A 20,567-nucleotide genomic window follows, 5' to 3' on the forward strand; every position below is an offset into this window, starting at 1 on the left:
ATTACTGTCAATGTTCCGATCCCTTTAGCCACTGCCAGATTCGCCCCAACGTTTCGTAACCAACACGATCGCTATGCATCAACCAGACGGGAGAGGGGATCGCTCGCTCCCACGGATTAAGCGGTGAGTCAATTGCTAACTGGTTGGCTGGTGCGGGCAACGGATGTAGTCCGGCCTGTTGGAAGAAAATCATTGCTCGTGGTAAGTGCGATGCGGAGGTCACCAGCAGGAACGGCGCGCTGCCGATGGCCTGCTTCACCGCTGCGGCTTCTTCTTCGGTGTCTTTGGGTTTATCCAGCGTGATGATATCACCGGGCGGCACACCCAGTGACTGTGCTACGCGGGCGCCCGCTTCTGCAGTACTGACGTTATTGCTCTTTGCCGCAGCACCGGTAAAGATAAGCTTCGATCCCGGGTTAGCACGCCAAAGGCGAATACCTTCATTCAGACGCGGAAGACTGTTGCTGATCAGGTTTGAACTTGGCGCCCACTGAGGATTCCAGGTATACCCTCCGCCCAGCACCACAATGTATTCCACTTTTTGTGTATCCTGCCAGGTTGGATAGCTATCCTCAATCGGTTTCAGCAGACTGTCGGCGACGGGCTGCAAGCTTAGAAGTAACAGTGCCAGCCAACTCAGGCTAATGCACATTTTCCCTGTTTTTTGAAAGCGGCTAAACCAGAGCAGCGCCAGGCCTATACCCATGATAATGAGCATTAGCGGAAGTGGCAGCATCATACCGCCAATCACTTTCTTCAGCGTAAAAAGCATCCTTTTTGGTTCCTTTTTTAACCATACAGCAGGGGATCAGCAGGGATATTACACCAGGAAGGTTCATTCTCGGCGTGGGTGTGACAAAATAGCGGTTTTACTTAGTCACCCTAAAGCCAGCATGTGGAGAGCCCGATGCGGGATCGCAATTTTGATGACATTGCAGAGAAGTTTTCCCGTAACATTTACGGCACCACCAAAGGTCAGCTTCGTCAGACGATCCTCTGGCAGGATCTGGACAAACTTCTTGCCGACTATGCGGGCCAAACTTTGCGTGTGCTTGATGCGGGTGGCGGAGAAGGGCAGACAGCCATTCTGATGGCGCAGCGGGGCCATCACGTCACCTTGTGCGATCTTTCTGCTGAGATGGTGGCGCGAGCGCAACGGGCGGCAGAAGAGCAAGGTGTGAGCGACAACATGCATTTTATACATTGTGCCGCTCAGGACATCCCACAGCATTTGGATTCTCAGGTTGATCTGATATTGTTTCATGCTGTGCTGGAATGGGTGGCCGATCCGCAAGCCGTCTTAAAAACATTGTGGTCGATGTTACGCCCGGGCGGTGCTTTATCGCTGATGTTCTACAATGCAAACGGTCTGTTGATGCGTAATGTGTTGGTCGGTAATTTCGGCTATGTACAGCAGGGAATGTATAAAAAGAAACGGCGCACGTTGTCTCCCGATTTTCCGCGCGACCCTCAGCAGGTCTATGGCTGGCTGGAGGAGATTGGCTGGGAGATAACCGGAAAAACGGGCGTGAGGGTGTTTCATGATTATCTGCGTGATAAACAAAAACAGCATGACTGTTTTGATGCTTTAACAGAAATAGAAACACGTTATTGCCGCCAGGAACCGTATATCAGCCTTGGGCGCTATATTCATGTCACCGCGATTAAACGTCCGGCCCGAGCCGCAGATGCAAGGATAACCTATGAGTGAATTTTCCCAGACAGTCCCCGAACTGGTTGCCTGGGCCAGAAAAAATGACTTCTCCATCTCTCTGCCGGTAGACAGACTTTCGTTCCTGCTGGCGGTCGCCACATTGAACGGTGAGCGACTTGACGGTGAGATGAGTGAAGGTGAACTGGTGGATGCGTTCCGCCATGTGAGTGATGCGTTTGAGCAAACCAGCGAAACCATCGGCGTCCGCGCCAACAACGCGATCAACGATATGGTGCGTCAACGTCTGCTGAACCGCTTTACCAGCGAGCAGGCTGAAGGCAACGCCATTTACCGTTTAACGCCGCTCGGGATTGGCATCACAGATTACTATATTCGTCAGCGCGAATTCTCTACGCTGCGTCTTTCGATGCAACTGTCGATTGTTGCAGGCGAACTGAAGCGCGCGGCGGATGCGGCAGCGGAAGGTGGCGATGAGTTCCACTGGCATCGCAACGTCTATGCGCCATTAAAATACTCGGTGGCGGAGATTTTCGACAGTATCGATCTGACCCAGCGCATCATGGATGAACAGCAGCAGCAGGTAAAAGACGACATCGCACAGTTGTTGAACAAAGACTGGCGGGCGGCGATTTCCAGCTGTGAAATGCTGCTGTCAGAAACATCTGGTACGCTGCGTGAGCTGCAAGATACGCTGGAAGCGGCAGGGGATAAGCTGCAGGCTAACCTGTTACGCATCCAGGACGCCACGATGACGCATGACGATTTGCATTTTGTCGATCGGCTGGTGTTTGATTTACAAAGCAAGCTCGACCGCATTATTAGCTGGGGTCAGCAGTCCATTGACTTGTGGATCGGCTACGATCGTCACGTTCATAAATTTATCCGTACCGCGATCGATATGGATAAAAACCGCGTCTTCGCCCAGCGTCTGCGTCAGTCCGTGCAGACCTACTTTGACGACCCATGGGCGCTGACCTATGCCAACGCCGATCGTCTGCTGGATATGCGTGACGAGGAGATGGTGCTGCGTGACGAAGAGGTCACCGGTGAACTTCCGGAAGATCTGGAATATGAAGAATTTAACGAGATCCGTGAGCAGCTGGCGGCGATCATCGAAGAACAGCTGGCTATCTACAAATCCAGACAAACACCACTGGATCTCGGTTTGGTAGTGCGCGAGTATCTGGCGCAATACCCACGTGCGCGTCATTTCGACGTCGCGCGTATTGTTATCGATCAGGCGGTACGCCTTGGCGTAGCGCAAGCAGACTTCACCGGACTGCCAGCCAAATGGCAGCCGATTAATGATTACGGAGCCAAGGTACAGGCGCATGTCATTGACAAATATTGAACAAGTGATGCCGGTAAAGCTGGCGCAGGCGCTGGCGAATCCGTTATTTCCGGCGCTGGATAGCGCCTTACGTTCGGGCCGCCATATCGGTCTGGATGAACTGGATAATCATGCCTTCCTGATGGATTTTCAGGAATATTTTGAAGAGTTTTACAGCCGCTATAACGTGGAATTGATCCGTGCGCCGGAAGGGTTCTTCTACCTTCGTCCGCGTTCAACGACGCTCATTCCGCGTTCGGTCCTGTCTGAACTGGACATGATGGTGGGTAAAATTCTTTGCTATCTCTATCTCAGCCCGGAACGCCTGGCGAACGAAGGGATTTTTACCCAGCAAGAGCTGTACGACGAGCTGCTAACGCTGGCAGACGAAGCGAAGTTACTGAAGCTGGTGAACAACCGTTCAACCGGTTCTGACGTTGACCGCCAGAAGCTACAGGAAAAAGTGCGTTCTTCGCTCAACCGCTTGCGCCGCTTAGGCATGGTGTGGTTTCTGGGCCACGACAGCAGCAAATTCCGTATTACGGAATCTGTCTTCCGCTTTGGCGCGGATGTGCGTAGCGGCGACGATCCGCGTGAAGCACAGCGTCGCTTAATTCGTGATGGTGAAGCGATGGCGGTCGAGAACCGTCTGCAGCTTAACGATGAGCCCGAAGAGAATCAGCCGGACAGTGGAGAAGAAGAATAATGATTGAACGCGGTAAATTTCGCTCACTTACGCTGATTAACTGGAATGGTTTTTTTGCCCGTACGTTTGATCTCGATGAGCTGGTCACCACGCTGTCCGGTGGTAACGGTGCGGGTAAATCCACCACCATGGCAGCATTTGTTACGGCGCTCATTCCGGACTTAACCCTGCTGCATTTCCGTAACACCACCGAAGCCGGTGCAACCAGCGGTTCACGTGATAAAGGCCTGCACGGTAAGCTGAAAGCAGGGGTTTGTTATTCAATGCTCGACGTCCTCAACTCGCGTCATCAGCGCGTGGTCGTGGGTGTGCGTCTGCAACAGGTTGCTGGTCGCGATCGCAAAGTGGATATCAAACCGTTTGCCATTCAGGGGCTGCCGATGTCGGTACAGCCAACCCAACTGGTGACGGAAACGCTGAACGAACGCCAGGCGCGCGTACTGTCTCTACCTGAGCTGAAAGAGAAGCTTGATGAGATGGAAGGCGTGCAGTTTAAGCAGTTCAACTCAATAACCGATTATCACTCGTTGATGTTCGATCTGGGCATCATTGCCCGTCGTCTGCGCTCCGCGTCCGATCGTAGTAAATTCTACCGTCTGATTGAAGCCTCGCTGTACGGTGGGATCTCCAGCGCCATTACCCGTTCACTGCGTGACTACCTGCTGCCGGAAAACAGCGGCGTACGTAAAGCGTTCCAGGATATGGAAGCCGCGCTGCGTGAAAACCGTATGACGCTGGAAGCGATTCGCGTAACCCAGTCTGACCGCGACCTGTTTAAGCATTTAATCAGTGAAGCGACCAACTATGTGGCCGCAGATTATATGCGCCACGCCAATGAACGTCGTATCCATCTGGATAAAGCACTGGAATATCGTCGTGAACTGTATACCTCGCGCAAGCAGCTGGCGGCAGAGCAGTACAAACACGTGGATATGGCACGTGAATTGGGTGAGCACAACGGTGCGGAAGGCGATCTGGAAGCTGATTACCAGGCCGCGAGCGATCACCTGAATCTGGTGCAAACCGCGCTGCGTCAACAGGAAAAAATTGAACGCTATGAGGCGGATCTCGAAGAACTGCAGGTCCGTCTGGAAGAACAAAACGAGGTGGTCGCGGAAGCCGTTGACCGCCAGGATGAAAACGAAGCCCGTGCGGAAGCCGCTGAGCTGGAAGTGGATGAGCTGAAAAGCCAGCTTGCCGATTACCAGCAAGCGCTGGACGTCCAGCAGACGCGAGCCATCCAGTATACCCAGGCGATCCAGGCCCTAAACCGGGCGAAAGAGCTCTGCCACTTACCGGACCTGACAGCCGACAGCGCCGCCGAATGGCTGGAGACTTTCCAGGCCAAAGAGCAGGAAGCCACTGAAAAGCTGCTGACGCTAGAACAAAAAATGAGCGTGGCGCAAACCGCGCATAGCCAGTTCGAACAGGCTTATCAGCTGGTGGCGGCTATCAACGGCCCGCTGGCGCGCGGTGAAGCCTGGAGCGTGGCGCGTGAACTGCTGCGCGAAGGCGTGGAACAGCGCCACCTGGCAGAACAGGTTCAGCCGTTGCGTATGCGACTGAGCGAACTGGAGCAGCGTCTGCGCGAACAGCAGGACGCCGAGCGTCTGCTGGCCGAATTCTGCAAGCGACAGGGTAAACAGTTCGATATCGAGGAGCTGGAAGCACTGCACCAGGAGCTGGAAGCGCGCATCGCCGCCTTGTCGGACAGCGTCTCGTCTGCCAGCGAACAGCGTATGACGCTGCGTCAGGAGCAGGAACAGCTACAATCCCGTATTCAGCATTTGATGAAACGGGCACCCGTCTGGCTGGCTGCGCAAAATAGCCTGAACCAGCTTAGCGAGCAGTGTGGCGAAGAGTTTACCTCCAGCCAGGATGTGACCGAGTATCTGCAACAATTGCTGGAGCGCGAGCGTGAGGCCATTGTTGAGCGTGATGAAGTCGGTGCACGTAAAAATGCGGTTGATGAAGAGATTGAACGTTTAAGTCAGCCGGGCGGGGCGGAAGATCAGCGTCTGAACGCGCTAGCGGAACGCTTTGGCGGCGTGCTGCTGTCAGAAATTTATGATGACGTTAGCCTTGAAGATGCACCGTACTTCTCTGCGCTGTACGGTCCTTCGCGCCATGCCATCGTGGTACCGGATCTGTCGCTGATTACCGAACAGCTTGAAGGGCTGACGGATTGCCCGGAAGATCTCTATTTCATCGAAGGGGATCCGCAGTCGTTTGATGACAGCGTCTTCAGCGTTGATGAGCTGGAAAATGCGGTGGTGGTGAAAACCGCCGAGCGTCAGTGGCGTTATTCCCGCTTCCCTACGGTGCCTATTTTTGGGCGTGCAGCACGTGAAAGCCGTATCGAAACCCTGCATGCCGAGCGTGAAGGGCTGTCTGAACGTTTCGCCACGCTCTCCTTTGACGTCCAGAAAACCCAACGTCTGCATCAGGCGTTCAGTCGCTTTATCGGCAGCCATCTGTCGGTGGCGTTTGAAGCCGATCCAGAAGCGGAAATTCGCCAGCTGAATAGCCGTCGCGTTGAACTGGAACGTGCGCTGACCAATCATGAAAATGATAACCAGCAAAGCCGTATGCAGTTTGAACAGGCGAAAGAGGGCGTCTCTGCGCTGAACCGCCTGCTGCCGCGCTTGAATCTGCTGGCAGATGATACGCTGGCCGATCGCGTTGACGAAATTCGCGAGCGTCTGGATGAAGCTCAGGAAGCCGCGCGTTTTGTACAGCAACATGGCAATCAGTTGGCGAAACTGGAACCTATCGTTTCGGTTCTGCAAAATGACCCTGAGCAGTTTGAACAGCTGAAGGAAGACTATGCGTATTCGCAGCAGATGCAGCGCGACGCACGTCAGCAGGCTTTTGCGCTGACCGAAGTTGTACAGCGCCGGGCGCACTTTAGTTATTCCGACTCAGCCGAAATGCTCAGCGGCAACAGCGATCTGAACGAAAAATTGCGTGAACGCCTGGAACAGGCGGAAGCCGAACGTACCCGCGCTCGTGAAGCGCTGCGCAGTCATGCTGCACAGTTAAGCCAGTACAACCAGGTCATGGCATCGCTAAAAAGCTCTTATGACACCAAAAAAGAGCTGCTGAACGATTTACAACGTGAACTGCAGGATATTGGCGTTCGTGCGGACAGCGGTGCCGAAGAGCGCGCGCGTATCCGTCGTGACGAACTGCATGCGCAGCTCAGCAACAACCGTGCACGCCGCAACCAACTTGAGAAAGCGCTGACCTTCTGCGAAGCGGAGATGGAAAACCTGACCCGCAGACTGCGCAAGCTGGAACGTGATTATCATGAAATGCGCGAGCAAGTAGTCACCGCTAAAGCCGGCTGGTGTGCAGTCATGCGGATGGTGAAAGATAACGGTGTGGAACGTCGTCTGCACCGTCGCGAGTTGGCCTATCTTTCCGGTGACGAACTGCGTTCGATGTCGGATAAGGCGCTCGGTGCGCTACGTCTGGCGGTTGCAGATAACGAGCACCTGCGCGATGTGTTGCGTCTGTCTGAAGATCCAAAACGTCCAGAGCGTAAAATTCAGTTCTTCGTCGCGGTTTACCAGCATCTGCGCGAACGTATTCGCCAGGATATTATTCGTACCGACGATCCGGTTGAAGCCATTGAACAGATGGAGATTGAGCTGAGCCGTCTGACGGAAGAGTTAACCTCACGCGAACAGAAGCTGGCGATCAGCTCACGCAGCGTGGCGAACATTATTCGTAAGACTATTCAGCGTGAACAGAACCGTATTCGCATGCTGAACCAGGGGCTGCAAAGCGTGTCGTTTGGCCAGGTCAACAGCGTTCGCCTGAACGTCAATGTGCGTGAAACACATGCTACTTTGCTGGACGTACTTTCAGAGCAGCATGAACAGCATCAGGATCTGTTTAACAGCAATCGCCTGACCTTCTCAGAAGCGCTGGCGAAGCTGTATCAGCGTCTGAATCCGCAGATAGACATGGGGCAACGTACGCCGCAAACCATTGGTGAAGAGCTGCTGGATTATCGTAACTATCTGGAAATGGAAGTTGAGGTTAACCGTGGCTCTGACGGCTGGCTGCGAGCTGAATCTGGCGCGCTGTCAACGGGGGAAGCGATCGGGACCGGGATGTCTATTCTGGTGATGGTTGTACAAAGCTGGGAAGATGAAGGTCGCAGATTGCGCGGGAAAGATATCTCTCCTTGCCGCCTGCTGTTCCTTGATGAAGCAGCACGACTCGATGCGCGTTCAATTGCGACCTTGTTTGAGCTGTGTGAGCGTTTGCAGATGCAGCTGATTATCGCTGCGCCGGAAAACATCAGCCCAGAGAAAGGCACCACCTACAAACTGGTGCGTAAAGTCTTCCAGAACACTGAACACGTTCACGTGGTGGGGCTGCGCGGATTTGCGCCTCAGTTACCGGAACCGCTGCCGGGGACTGAAGATGCCTCCTCGCAGGCAAGCTAAGTAATAAGTAAAAAGGCGGCTACATGGCCGCCTTATCTTTTTCCGAAAAGACTTCATGCCTGGTGTAATTTCTTTAGACTTCTTTACATTAGGTTAGGCAAAAAGTTTTTGATGTTTATATACTAAAGGTGAGCCTAACGCGTCACAGGCTTGCTCGTCATACTTCAGTTTGTATTGGCGTTTTACAGGTCCGACCCTCGTCAAAATAAAGGGGAATACAGACGGCCTGGCTATTCAGAGTATGATAAAGAAAACAGGGGGCAAGGGATGTTGCTTAATAAAATGTGTGGTCGTCGGCTGTCGGCAATCAGTTTGTGCCTGGCCGTAACATTCGCTCCACTGTTCAATGCGCAGGCCGATGAGCCTGAAATGATCCCTGGCGATAGCTCTGCGACCGTCAGTGAACAGCCAACAGCGTTATCGCAGCCGCAGGTTCAATCTTCTGCGACGGCTATCATGGCGGGTATTCAACCGCTGCCAGAAGGCGTGTCTGTCGATAAAGCCCGCGCCGAAATACACTCTCAACTGCCAGCAGGTTATACGCCGGTTTACATGAGCCAGTTGGAACTGCTGTATGCCGCACGCGAAATGAAGCCGATGTGGGAAAATCGTGATGCGGTAAAGGCATTTCAGCAACAGTTAGCCGAGATCGCAATTGCCGGCTTTCAGCCGCAGTTCACTACCTGGGTTGCACTTCTGACTGACCCGGCAGTAACCGGTCAGGCGAGAGACGTCGTGCTCTCTGATGCGATGATGGGGTATTTGCACTTTATCGCTAACATCCCTGTCAAAGGTAATCGCTGGCTTTACAGCGATAAGCCCTATGCGCTAACGACGCCGCCGATTTCCGTCATCAACCAGTGGCAGGTCGCACTGGATAACGGTCAACTGACTTCATTTGTGGCCAGCCTTTCGCCTCAACATCCGCAGTATGCAGCCATGCATGAATCACTGCTCAAGCTGGTGGGCGATTCACGTCCCTGGCCGCAACTCACCAGTACAGCAACGCTGCGTCCGGGGGAGTGGAGTAATGACATCCCCGCGCTGCGTGAAATTTTGCGTCGAACCGGGATGCTGGAGCCTGCCGTCAGTACGTCTGGCAAAGAAGGGCGTGGTACCTACGATCGTGAATTGGTTGATGCGGTAAAGCGTTTTCAGACGTGGCAGGGACTTGGCGCAGATGGCGCGATTGGCCCAGCCACACGTGACTGGCTGAACGTGACGCCTGCTCAGCGTGCGGGCGTGCTAGCGTTAAATATTCAGCGCTTGCGCCTGCTGCCGAGTGAGCTGTCTACCGGTATCATGGTGAACATTCCTGCCTATTCGCTGGTTTATTATCAGAATGGCAATCAGGTGCTGGCCTCGCGCGTTATTGTCGGGCGCCCCGATCGTAAAACGCCAATGATGAGCAGTGCGCTGAATAACGTGGTCGTTAACCCACCGTGGAACGTTCCGCCGACGCTGGCACGTAAAGATATTCTGCCTAAGTTATGGAATGATCCGGGGTATCTTGAGCGTCACGGTTATACCGTGATGCGCGGCTGGAACAGTAAAGAGACGATAGATCCGTGGCAGGTTGACTGGGCGACCATCACTGCGTCCAATCTGCCGTTCCGCTTTCAGCAGGCTCCGGGTGCACGTAACTCGCTCGGACGCTATAAATTCAATATGCCGAGTTCGGACGCTATTTATCTGCACGACACGCCGAACCACAATCTGTTCCAGAAGGATACGCGGGCATTAAGCTCCGGCTGCGTGCGGGTGAATAAGGCCTCTGAGCTGGCAAATATGCTGCTACAGGATGCGGGCTGGAATGATACGCGCATCTCGGATGCACTGAAGCAAGGGGATACGCGGTACGTGAATATTCGCCAGAATATCCCGGTCAACCTCTACTATCTGACCGCATTTGTCGGCCCTGATGGGCGCACGCAGTATCGTACAGATATTTACAATTACGATCTGACAGCGCGATCCAGCGCACAAATTGTGTCAAAAGCCGAGCAATTAATCAGATAAATGAAGCAGTTCGAGGAAAATGATTGTCGTAAGTTATGCTGGAAACGGGGCAAAATGGCTGTGAGCCCCGTATTTCCTGGGGTTGGGAGCCTTGACGTGGACTACTTAGCCAGATAAGGTTTCCCGCGTGCGCTAGAGCATACATACGATAACATTGACCTTGTAGACCTTAATACCATGGACAAATTTGACGCTAATCGCCGCAAACTGCTGGCGCTTGGTGGTATTGCCCTCGGCGCTGCCATCTTGCCTACGCCTGCGTTTGCAATACTCTCTACCCCACGTCCGCGTATATTGACTCTGAATAACCTGCATACCGGTGAGTCAATAAAAGCAGAGTTTTTTGATGGCAGGGGCTATATTCAGGACGAATTAGCAAAACTTAACCACTTTTTCCGTGATTTTCGGGCCAATAAAGTGAAATCCATTGACCCGGGACTGTTTGATCAACTCTTCCGTCTGCAGGGCCTGCTGGGCACGCGTAAACCCGTACAGCTGATTTCAGGCTATCGCTCTATCGATACCAATAATGAACTCCGTGCACGTAGCCGCGGTGTGGCCAAGAAAAGCTACCACACTAAAGGTCAGGCCATGGATTTCCATATTGAAGGCATCGCATTAAGTAATATTCGCAAAGCTGCGTTATCTATGCGCGCAGGTGGTGTAGGATACTACCCCAGCAGTAACTTTGTGCATATTGACACCGGCCCTGCACGGCACTGGTGATCCATAAGCTTAATGAAACAGGAGCTGTATGAACTATCGTATTATTCCGGTCACTGCATTCGCCCAGAACTGCTCGCTAATCTGGTGTGAGCAGACTCGTCTGGCCGCGCTGGTCGATCCCGGCGGCGATGCCGAGAAAATCAAACAGGAAGTGGATGCCAGCGGTCTGACGCTAATGCAGATCCTGCTTACTCACGGTCATCTTGACCATGTTGGAGCGGCGGCTGAACTGGCACAACATTATGGTGTACCGGTTATTGGTCCGGATAAAGAAGATGAGTTCTGGTTACAGGGACTCCCTGCTCAGAGCCGCATGTTTGGCCTGGGAGATTGTGAGCCGCTGACGCCCGATCGCTGGTTGAATGAAGGTGACCGGATAAGCGTTGGCAACGTGACGTTACAGGTTCTGCATTGTCCGGGTCATACACCGGGACATGTGGTCTTCTTTGATGAGCAATCAAAGTTACTGATTTCTGGTGACGTGATTTTCAAAGGTGGCGTAGGGCGCAGCGATTTCCCGCGCGGTGATCACAGCCAACTAATCGATTCGATTAAACGTAAACTATTGCCGTTAGGCGATGACGTAACGTTTATTCCGGGTCACGGCCCACTCTCTACGCTGGGTAATGAACGCTTACATAACCCGTTCCTGCAAGATGAAATGCCTGTCTGGTAATTCGTTTAATAAATAAAAAGGCCGCTATTGCGGCCTTTTTTGTGCGCGATAGATTACAGTACTGCGACAATCGCTTCGCACAGTGGCGCCATGTTGTCTGGCGTCATTCCTGCCACGTTTACGCGTCCGGAAGCGACAGCGTAGACACCAAACTCTTCACGCAGACGCAGAACCTGCTCTTTGGTCAGGCCGCTAAACGAGAACATGCCGTTCTGTTTGATGATAAAGCTGAAATCGCGGTTTGCACCTTTCTCTTGCAACGTATTCACAAACAGTAAACGCATGCGCTGAATGCGCTGGCGCATATCAGTCAGTTCCTGTTCCCAGATGGCACGCAGCGCGTCGTTGCTCAGAATCGTGGCCACTACGGATGCACCGTGTGCTGGTGGGTTGGAATAGTTAGCGCGAATGGCTGATTTCATCTGGCTGAACGCACGGTCAACGGTTTCAGCATCCGCAGCAACCAGCGTACAGGCGCCTACACGCTCATTGTACAGTCCAAAGTTCTTGGAGTAGGAGCTGGCAACGATCAGCTCTTTGTGCAGAGCCGCAAATGCGCGCAGACCTTCTGCATCTTCTTCCAGACCACGGGCAAAGCCCTGGTATGCGAAGTCAAACAGCGGTAACCAACCTTTTTCGACAGACATCTGAGCCAGCGTTTGCCACTGTTCCAGCGTAGGATCGATACCGGTAGGGTTATGGCAGCAGCCGTGGAATAGCACCACGTCGCCAGCCTGCGCTTCGCTGAGGCTTGCCAGCAGCGCATCAAAATCTAACGAGTGGTTTGCTGCATCGTAATAGTTGTATTCACAAACTTCCAGGCCTGCAGAGTTAAAGACGCTCTTATGGTTCGGCCAGCTTGGATTGCTCACCCATACGCGTTTAGCCGACGTATTTTTTGCCAGGAAATCAGCTGCCACACGCAGTGCACCAGTGCCGCCAGGGGTTTGTGCGGTACGTGCACGCTTATCGTTGATCAGCGAACTTTCTTTACCAAACAGTAATTCCTGAGTGCAGCGACCAAACTCTGGAATACCGTCAATGCCAAGGTAATTTTTGGTGGTTTCATTTTCTAGTATATATTGCTCGGCTTTTTTAACGCTGGTCAGTACCGGCGTTTTGCCTGTCTCATCTTTATATACACCGATCCCCAGGTTTATTTTTCCAGGGCGGTCATCGGCACGAAACAAATCAGCCAGACCCAAAATGGGGTCGGCAGGAGCGGCAGTAATGTTCTCAAACATGACGAGGTTCCATAGTGATTACAGAAGGGAAGTCCGCTATCAGGTTAACGGTAGATTTACAAAATGCCAACCGTTACTGACGAAAAGCTGAGGTGTTTTTTTAAGACGCAAGAATCCGCTAGCAGATATAAAAAAACAGGACCGAAGTCCTGTTTTTTAGGCATTTAACAAAGAGGTCTGCTATTAGAACTGGTAAACGATACCCACTGCAACGGTGTCGTCAGAGCCTACGCCCAGTTTGTTGTCAGAATCGATCTGGTTGATGATGTAATCAACATAGGTGGACATGTTTTTGTTGAAGTAGTAAGTCGCACCTACTTCGAAGTAGTTCACCAGATCTACGTCGCCGATTCCTTCGATGTCCTTACCTTTAGATTTGGTATAGGCGAGGGACGGACGCAGGCCGAAGTCGAACTGGTACTGAGCAACCAACAGTACGTCTTCAGTTTTGTTAGCGTAACCGTTAGAGATACGGGTTGCGTTACGGGTTTCGCTGTAGTTCGCCGCCAGGTAGATGTTGTTCGCATCGTATTTCACACCAGCAGCCCACTGCTCAGCTTTTGCACCGCGACCGTAGGTCAGCGTTTCTTGCGCGTTGGTACGGTCAGCTGCGCCGTAAGCACCGACGATACCGAAGCCATCCATTTCGTAGCTTACGGAACCGCCAACGCCGTCGCCGTTAGAACGGGTTGGGCTGCTAGAGCGTTCGTTTTTACCCAGGTACTGTACAGCGAAGTTCAGGCCTTCAACCAGACCGAAGAAGTTAGAGTTACGGTAGGTTGCGAGACCGCCGTTACGCTGGGAGAAGAACTGGTCAGAAGCAGCGGTATCACCACCGAATTCTGGCAGCATATCGGTGTAACCCAGAGCATCGTATACAACGCCGTAGTTACGACCGTAATCGAAGGAGCCTGCGTCACCAAATTTCAAACCAGCAAACGCCAGACGGGTTTTGTTGCCTTTCTGGGCATCGTCACCGCCTTCTGCGTTATTGCCGCTGAACTGGTATTCCCACTGGCCGTAACCGGTCAGTTGGTCGTTAATCTGAGTTTCCCCTTTGAAACCAAGACGGGCATATGTCTGATCGCCGTTAGCAGCGTAGGCGTTATCACCGTTGTGCTTGGAAAAATAATGCAGACCAACGGCTTTACCGTATACGTCTACTTTGTTGCCATCTTTGTTATAAACTTCTGCAGCGTTAGCTGCCCCGGCTACCAGCAGAGCAGGGATAACCACTGCCAGAATATTGCGCTTCATCATTATTTATTACCCTCATCGGTTTTTATATGACACCTGCCACTGCCGCCAATAAATTCCGTCAATCAAAATTTACGGAACTATTGATGAGAGTTTGGTGTCTTTATGTGTCTGACAGGCATCTTTCCATTCAAACTACCGTTTCGCTACCGTCAAAGTGCTACAAATATAAAGATTTGGTTTCAAAAAGAAAAAATGTGTAACAAAATGTTATTTTTGTGCAACTTTGTGAACAGCGTCAAACTTCGGATGCTCCTGCGCTTAAAATTCTCGTTTTTATTTCTATTTATATGATTTTCTTATGTTTAATTTTGCTAAGGTCATTTTTTCTCCGTTCTGCCGGAAAGTTCGGATTTTACAGGTAACGATTTTTGGACGTCTGGAGTGCCGTGCGAGAGGCTGTAAAATGTACTATTTAATCAGAAAATGCTAATCCACAATAAAATTGCTGATTATTTTTTGTGCAAATGTATTGCGATGAAATATTACGTAACAGGTGGAGGAGATTGAAAGGTTGCGTTTAACGTGAGATGGGTATCCAGATAACACGAAAAGGGTATAAAAAAGGCCAGCAATGCTGGCCTTCAAAACAATAACGCACGTTTAGAAGGTGGCGTTACGTGGAGTACGCGGGAACGGAATAACATCACGGACGTTCTGTACGCCGGTGACGTAAGCGATCAGACGCTCGAAGCCCAATCCGAAGCCGGAATGCGGAACGGTACCGTAGCGACGCAGGTCGCGATACCACCAGTAATCCTCTTTGTTCAGACCCATTTCCAGCATACGGGCATCCAGCACGTCCAGGCGCTCTTCACGCTGAGAACCACCGATGATTTCACCGATTCCCGGGGCCAGTACGTCCATTGCAGCAACGGTTTTACCGTCTTCGTTAAGGCGCATATAAAACGCTTTGATATCTTTCGGGTAGTTTTTCACTACCACCGGCGCTTTAAAGTGCTCTTCAGCAAGGTAACGTTCATGCTCAGAAGACAGATCCACACCCCAGTAAACTGGGTTTTCGAACTGTTTACCGCATTTTTCCAGAATGCTTACCGCGTCGGTGTAATCCACCTGCGCGAAGTCAGCGTCAATGAAACGTTCCAGGCGTGAAATCGCGTCCTTGTCGACACGTTCAGCGAAGAATTTCATATCATCCGCACGCTCTGCGAGTACGGCTTTAAACGCGTACTTCAGCATCGCTTCAGCCAGGCCTGCAACATCGTTCAGGTCAGCAAAAGCCACTTCTGGTTCCAGCATCCAGAACTCTGCCAGGTGACGACTGGTGTTAGAGTTTTCTGCACGGAACGTCGGGCCAAAAGTATAAATTTTAGACAGGGCGCAGGCGTAGGTTTCACCGTTCAGCTGACCGGAAACGGTCAGGAAGGCCTCTTTACCAAAGAAGTCTTTGTCGAAATCGACTTTACCCTGATCGTTACGCGGCAGGTTTTCCAGATCCAGCGTAGAAACACGGAACATTTCACCGGCACCTTCCGTATCGGAAGCGGTGATCAACGGAGTCGATACCCAAAAGAAACCCTGCTCGTGGAAGAAACGATGCAGAGCCTGCGCCAGCGTATGACGTACACGCGCTACCGCACCAATCATGTTGGTACGCGGACGCATGTGCGCCACTTCACGCAGATACTCAATGCTGTGACGCTTAGCTGCCATTGGGTAAGTGTCAGGATCTTCAACCCAGCCCGTTACTTCAACCTCAGTGGCCTGAATTTCAAAGCTCTGTCCTTGTCCAGGAGACGCAACGACTTTACCCGTTACGATAACTGAACAACCCGTCGTCAGGCGCAGTACGTCCTGATTGTAATTGGGCAGAGAATTATTGATGACGGCCTGTACAGGATCAAAGCAGGAACCGTCATAAACGGCGAGGAAGGAGATGCCAGCTTTTGAATCTCGGCGGGTACGCACCCATCCGCGCACGGTGACTTCGCTGTCAACGGCTACGCGGCCCTGGAGTACGTCGGCTACAGGCACAACGCTCATAATATTCTCTCTGTTAATAGTCGGATATATAAACACATGTCCACCCGTAATGGGGGGATACCTATGTTACCTGGCATCTGCAATCAGACAAGCAGAATTCGTAGCTGGAGTGAAAGATTTCGGAAATAAACGCGAAAAAGGGAGCCAAAATGGCTCCCTGGAAGGCTTAACTGGCTTTTTTGATATGCGGGAGATCGAAGGCTTTGCGCAGTGCACGAACAAATGCTTTATCGTGGCAGATGGTTTTACCCGGGCTGTCAGATAACTTCGCCACCGGTTTGCCGTTACATTCCACCAGCTTGATCACAATATTGAGTGGCTTAACCTGCGGAATGTCGCATGTTAGCCGTGTCCCAATACCAAAACTCAACTGTACGCGGGAAGAGAAGTGGCGGTAGAGTTCAATCGCTTTTTTCAGATCGAGATTATCTGAGAAGACCAGCGTTTTGCTCAGCGGATCAATCCCCAGTTTTTCATAATGGGCGATGGCTTTTTCACCCCATTCCACCGGATCGCCTGAGTCATGGCGTAGACCCTGATAGCGGGTAGCAAACTCAACGCCAAAGTCGCGTAAAAATGCGTCCATGGTGATGCAATCGGTTAATGCAATGCCGAGTTGATCAGGGTATTCATTTAACCAGGCTGCCAGGGCTACGCGCTGGCTGGTGGCAAGTTCTGGACTGATTTGCTGATGAGCCTGGAACCACTCATGCGCCTGCGTACCCATTGGGGTTAATGACAGGCGGCGGGCCAGATCGTAGTTACTGGTGCCAACAAACCAGGGCTCTTGCTGCAGGCGTTTAACTATAGCCTGCTGTACTTCGCGCGAAAAACGACGACGCGTACCGAAATCCATCAAATGGAAGCGGGACATATCGACATCTTTCGTTAAAGCAGAGAATTCTACTAGTTTGCTTTCCAGCTCATCGAGTGCCTGCGGGACGCCTGATTCAGGTGAACGGTAACGGTGTACCAGTTCGCTAATCACCGCTAACAGCGGGACTTCCCACATGATCACTTCACGCCACGGACCGGTTAAGCGGATGTTTAGCTTGCCGTTATCATTGGTGACGCAAACCTGTTCCGGGTTATAGCGGAAATCACGTAACCAGGTAAGGTAATCAGCTTTAAAGAAAGGCAGGCCGGAGAGCCACTGGTACTCATCCTCCTGCAGTCGCAGGTGCTGCATAGCATTCACCTGCTCACGAATAGAATCGGCATAAATACCGAGCAGGTCATCGCCACGGCAACGAAATTCAGCCGCTACTTGTACATCGTAGTAGTGGTGAAAAACGGCTTGCTGCATATGCAACTTATAAGCGTCTGTATCCAGCAGCGAGTGCAGAACAGGAGAAGCGAATTGTGTCATAGGTGCGCAGTAGCATCCTCTCACGGGAGCGTTTAGTACAATAAACAACTAAGAAAACCGCTGGAGTATACCCTGTTTAGCGATTTATTGAACCCCGATCACACCATAAGCTCTCTTTCTGGTCGAGGGCAATTCGTGCCACGTGTTATGAAAATGTAGTAATAGTGCTACTAACATTATGATTTTCAATAATTCTACTGTGCTGCTAAAAGCTCATGGGGCATGGATGGGGCAAAATGCGAAAGCGCTTGGTTGAGCAACGACACCTGCTCAGCACTCTTCTCTGACATCCATTTACCGTAAACTTTGTACACCATCTGGGCATCGGCATGCCCCATCTGAGCTGCAATAAAATTTGGATTTGCCCCGGCTGACAATGACCAGCATGCATACGTATGCCTGGATTGGTAGGCGTTACGATAACGAATGCCTGCGCGCTTAACTATTGGGGCCCAAATTTTATTAATCGAATTAACCGCGTAGTGATATCCTGTCCGAGGTCCACGTTTTACGCATTGAGGGCTGAAAACGAAAGTGCATGGATGTATGACTGACTGGCCATATTCCCGCAATTTCACTTCAACCTCATACTGCCGGCCAAGGCGCGTAAGCTGGGCCTGATTCCTCAGGGCATCAATAGCTGGTTGAATGAGATAAATCACCCTGTCAGTGCCTGCGTCTGTTTTTGGCAGGGTGAACTCATCCGTCTGGGTAAGGTTGCGTTTTACAGTAATGGTACCGGCATGGAGATCGATATCTTCCCATGCCAGACCGCACAACTCCCCATGCCTCATTCCGGTATAGACTGCCAGTGACCAGAGATTTCTCATCTGCTGGTGGCCGCATGCCTGGATAAACCTGATGAACTCGTCTGACGTGAGTGGATCGGGTTCACCCTTAGCTTTCTTGAGGCGGTTAATTCCGCTAAACGGGTTTTCTTTTGCATAACCGTTATCAGTTCCGAACTGGAAGATCTCGGCCATTAGCATCATGTAATTATTGACTGTGGATGACTTCCGGCCTTTAACCTGTGTCCGGTGATCCTTTTTCATGACATGAAAACCTGTCAGCAACTCTTTCCTCACATACAGCAAATCCTCGGCGGTCACTGCAGAAACCATTTTGTTTTCGCCAATGCGTGGAAGCATGTTTTTTATGATGGATTCGTACCGACTCATGGTGTTTGAGCTGATTTCCATTCGCTTCAACTCTGACCATTTTTCAGCAAGTTCCAGCACAGTAATTTCCTTACTATCCTGACCGAACCGGACAAGATTCGGTGAGTTTGGGAATTTTTCTGCATAATCAAAATTCCCCATCCTTATCGCAAAACAAACAGAAGATCGAAGCTCGCCGGCTATCTTGCGATTCTTTGCAGTATCAGGGACACCGAGGTTTTCCCTGACTCTTTTGCCTTTATATAGAAACCAGATGCGGAGTGAACCGCCGTGGTTTTCGACGCCTATCGGGTACGATGCATTAGCCATTATTCCCTCCTGACGTCCAGGAGCACCGGCGAGTGTACTTCTTTTCATGTCCGATGCGCACCCGGTTGATTTTTTTTCTGAGCTTCGATCCACTGATCAACTGCTTTTCTGTTGTACATGCATTCGCTAGAAGGCTTGGGATTGCCGTCTGGTGAAATGTGCAGGTACTCGCGGCCCAGCATCCAGGATTCTTTTCTGGCGCGGGTGATGGTTCCGGGCTTGAGCCCGGTAACCGCGATAAGAACGCTTTCACAAACCCACTCGTTGGGGGCTAACTGGAAAATATTGCTCATGGTTATTTATCCATTACCCTGGCTGCACCCAGGGGAAATTAAAGCTCGCTGCTGGTGGTAGGAATCAATTTCTGCCAGATCGCGGACACGTATTTTGCCTGATGTCGCGCATCGGCCAGTGCGTTATGTGCAACCCCATCGAATGGCATATCTCGCTTTGGATCGAAACCCACAACTCTGCCTAATGTGACGATGGTTCTGACGTCGTGATCGTTCCAAAATTGCCACGGGCAAACCTGGCCGGCGCGTTCATATGCGCCGCGCAATATAACGTTGTCGAAAGTAGCTCCATTGCCCCAAACTTTTAAATATTTTGGGTTATCAGAATGCCGATTAATGAAATGGCTCAGTTCAGATAGGGCAGATGATATCGGCATCGCATCATCAACACAGATTGCTGATCGTGCTTCTGAGCTTTGTCTTAACCACCACAGAATAGTGTCACCATCTGGCACCGCTCCCTGCTCCATAGCGCTTTCAAGGTTAACGGCGCTGTAAAACTCCTGACCCAGTTCACCGCTTTGCGGATCGAAAAACACGGCACCAATGGAGACGATAGGGGCATTCGGTTTTTTGCCCATGGATTCAAGGTCGATCATTAAATTGTTCACGTTATACATTCTCCTGCTGAGGTGCTGCTGGCATTTCCCGCCAGTGCGTAATTGCGTGGGGATCTGGAATTGTGCATCCGTCATCCCAGAATTGACCACTCCACATTGCCGACCACATTTCACCATCAGCGTACATGACCATTACTGGGATGAGCTTGTCAGGCATCCGCTCGCTTACCGGAATCCAACCATCCGGAGTTACCGGAGAGTTGCCAGCCTGAAGCATGGCGGCGCGGCAGGCGTTCCAGCCCTCCCACATCCTAACGAAATCATGGGCTAACCATGCGGAATATGCCGTTACTGCATATCCGGTACCGCAGCGGGTGACATGCTTCGGCATTTTGAATGTTCGCTCGAATGCATCTCGCGGATCTTCATCCGGCACTACCGGCGCTCTCGGCTTGCCCTGGCTATCTGACGGCGCTAACGGAGCGTTTCTCAGTACAGTGGCCAGCATTTCAATATCTACTGGTGCAGGCTCAGCACCAAATGCCGCAATAGCCCCATCAATAACCTTCACAGCATCAGCCATTGCGTAGCCGAGATTCCCGCCGTCGCTTTGTGCTGCTGCTTTGCTGAGTATTTCGCTTATCTGGTGCAGGCGATTGAGTGATACAGGACCGTGCGCTGGGTGGTTGTTAGTTGTCATGGGTTAGTCCTCCTTAATCCCATTGCAAAACTGATGCGAAATATGCACCGCGACACGGCGA

16 protein-coding genes are annotated in these 20,567 nt (G+C 51.6%); 7 read left to right on the forward strand and 9 right to left on the reverse strand.

Going from position 1 to position 20,567, the window contains the following annotated elements:
• Window positions 1-7 precede the first annotated feature (7 nt).
• Entirely contained in the window at window positions 8-772 is a 765-nt protein-coding gene (elyC, locus tag OGY72_RS04165) for an envelope biogenesis factor ElyC (RefSeq protein WP_063940617.1), read from the reverse strand.
• A 135-nt stretch (window positions 773-907) separates the two neighbouring features.
• Here elyC and cmoM point away from each other — a divergent pair, with 135 nt between their 5' ends.
• From cmoM to OGY72_RS04200, 7 genes are all read left to right on the forward strand, one after another.
• Window positions 908-1,711 carry a tRNA uridine 5-oxyacetic acid(34) methyltransferase CmoM gene (gene cmoM, locus OGY72_RS04170; RefSeq protein ID WP_003035803.1) on the forward strand — a complete coding sequence of 268 codons (804 nt, stop codon included), beginning with the start codon at window positions 908-910 and terminating at the stop codon, window positions 1,709-1,711.
• Window positions 1,704-3,026 carry a chromosome partition protein MukF gene (gene mukF / locus OGY72_RS04175; protein WP_003831939.1) on the forward strand — a complete coding sequence of 441 codons (1,323 nt, stop codon included), beginning with the start codon at window positions 1,704-1,706 and terminating at the stop codon, window positions 3,024-3,026. The genes cmoM and mukF overlap by 8 nt, the downstream gene beginning before the upstream one ends.
• Window positions 3,007-3,711 carry a chromosome partition protein MukE gene (mukE, locus tag OGY72_RS04180; protein WP_003035809.1) on the forward strand — a complete coding sequence of 235 codons (705 nt, stop codon included), beginning with the start codon at window positions 3,007-3,009 and terminating at the stop codon, window positions 3,709-3,711. The genes mukF and mukE overlap by 20 nt, the downstream gene beginning before the upstream one ends.
• Window positions 3,711-8,171, forward strand: a complete 4,461-nt coding sequence (mukB, locus tag OGY72_RS04185; RefSeq protein ID WP_003831942.1) for a chromosome partition protein MukB — start codon at window positions 3,711-3,713, stop codon at window positions 8,169-8,171. The genes mukE and mukB overlap by 1 nt, the downstream gene beginning before the upstream one ends.
• A gap of 267 nt (window positions 8,172-8,438) precedes the next feature.
• A complete protein-coding gene (ldtD, locus tag OGY72_RS04190; RefSeq protein ID WP_286546968.1) occupies window positions 8,439-10,190 on the forward strand; it encodes a L,D-transpeptidase in 1,752 nt (583 codons plus the stop codon).
• A gap of 177 nt (window positions 10,191-10,367) precedes the next feature.
• On the forward strand, window positions 10,368-10,916 hold the full coding sequence (mepK, locus tag OGY72_RS04195; protein WP_286546970.1) for a peptidoglycan L,D-endopeptidase MepK: 549 nt from the start codon (window positions 10,368-10,370) through the stop codon (window positions 10,914-10,916).
• 28 nt (window positions 10,917-10,944) lie between these two features.
• Window positions 10,945-11,592, forward strand: coding sequence for an MBL fold metallo-hydrolase (locus OGY72_RS04200; RefSeq protein ID WP_063940614.1), 648 nt, complete (start codon window positions 10,945-10,947; stop codon window positions 11,590-11,592).
• A 53-nt stretch (window positions 11,593-11,645) separates the two neighbouring features.
• On the opposite strand, the gene aspC is transcribed toward OGY72_RS04200, so the two are convergent.
• The 8 genes from aspC to OGY72_RS04240 all read right to left on the reverse strand — a co-directional run bounded on the left by aspC (window position 11,646) and on the right by OGY72_RS04240 (window position 20,506).
• The gene (gene aspC, locus OGY72_RS04205; protein ID WP_003831950.1) at window positions 11,646-12,836 is read right to left on the reverse strand and encodes an aspartate transaminase; all 1,191 of its coding nucleotides are present in this window, start codon (window positions 12,834-12,836) and stop codon (window positions 11,646-11,648) included.
• Between the two features lie 183 nt (window positions 12,837-13,019).
• Window positions 13,020-14,096 carry a porin OmpF gene (ompF, locus tag OGY72_RS04210; protein ID WP_286546973.1) on the reverse strand — a complete coding sequence of 359 codons (1,077 nt, stop codon included), beginning with the start codon at window positions 14,094-14,096 and terminating at the stop codon, window positions 13,020-13,022.
• 600 nt (window positions 14,097-14,696) lie between these two features.
• Window positions 14,697-16,097, reverse strand: coding sequence for an asparagine--tRNA ligase (gene asnS / locus OGY72_RS04215; RefSeq protein WP_020996514.1), 1,401 nt, complete (start codon window positions 16,095-16,097; stop codon window positions 14,697-14,699).
• Between the two features lie 166 nt (window positions 16,098-16,263).
• Window positions 16,264-17,466, reverse strand: coding sequence for a nicotinate phosphoribosyltransferase (gene pncB / locus OGY72_RS04220; protein WP_003836860.1), 1,203 nt, complete (start codon window positions 17,464-17,466; stop codon window positions 16,264-16,266).
• A 194-nt stretch (window positions 17,467-17,660) separates the two neighbouring features.
• Window positions 17,661-18,953, reverse strand: coding sequence for a tyrosine-type recombinase/integrase (locus tag OGY72_RS04225; RefSeq protein ID WP_286546976.1), 1,293 nt, complete (start codon window positions 18,951-18,953; stop codon window positions 17,661-17,663).
• A 44-nt stretch (window positions 18,954-18,997) separates the two neighbouring features.
• Window positions 18,998-19,246 carry an excisionase family protein gene (locus OGY72_RS04230; RefSeq protein ID WP_182318641.1) on the reverse strand — a complete coding sequence of 83 codons (249 nt, stop codon included), beginning with the start codon at window positions 19,244-19,246 and terminating at the stop codon, window positions 18,998-19,000.
• A 38-nt stretch (window positions 19,247-19,284) separates the two neighbouring features.
• Window positions 19,285-19,857 (reverse strand): 3'-5' exonuclease, encoded by a 573-nt coding sequence (locus tag OGY72_RS04235; protein WP_158127441.1) that lies wholly within the window; start codon window positions 19,855-19,857, stop codon window positions 19,285-19,287.
• A 1-nt stretch (window position 19,858) separates the two neighbouring features.
• Window positions 19,859-20,506, reverse strand: coding sequence for a DUF551 domain-containing protein (locus tag OGY72_RS04240; protein WP_257661544.1), 648 nt, complete (start codon window positions 20,504-20,506; stop codon window positions 19,859-19,861).
• Window positions 20,507-20,567: the final 61 nt, after the last annotated feature.

It is taken from the genome of Citrobacter sp. Cpo221 (assembly GCF_030332345.1).
Lineage (GTDB): Bacteria > Pseudomonadota > Gammaproteobacteria > Enterobacterales > Enterobacteriaceae > Citrobacter > Citrobacter portucalensis.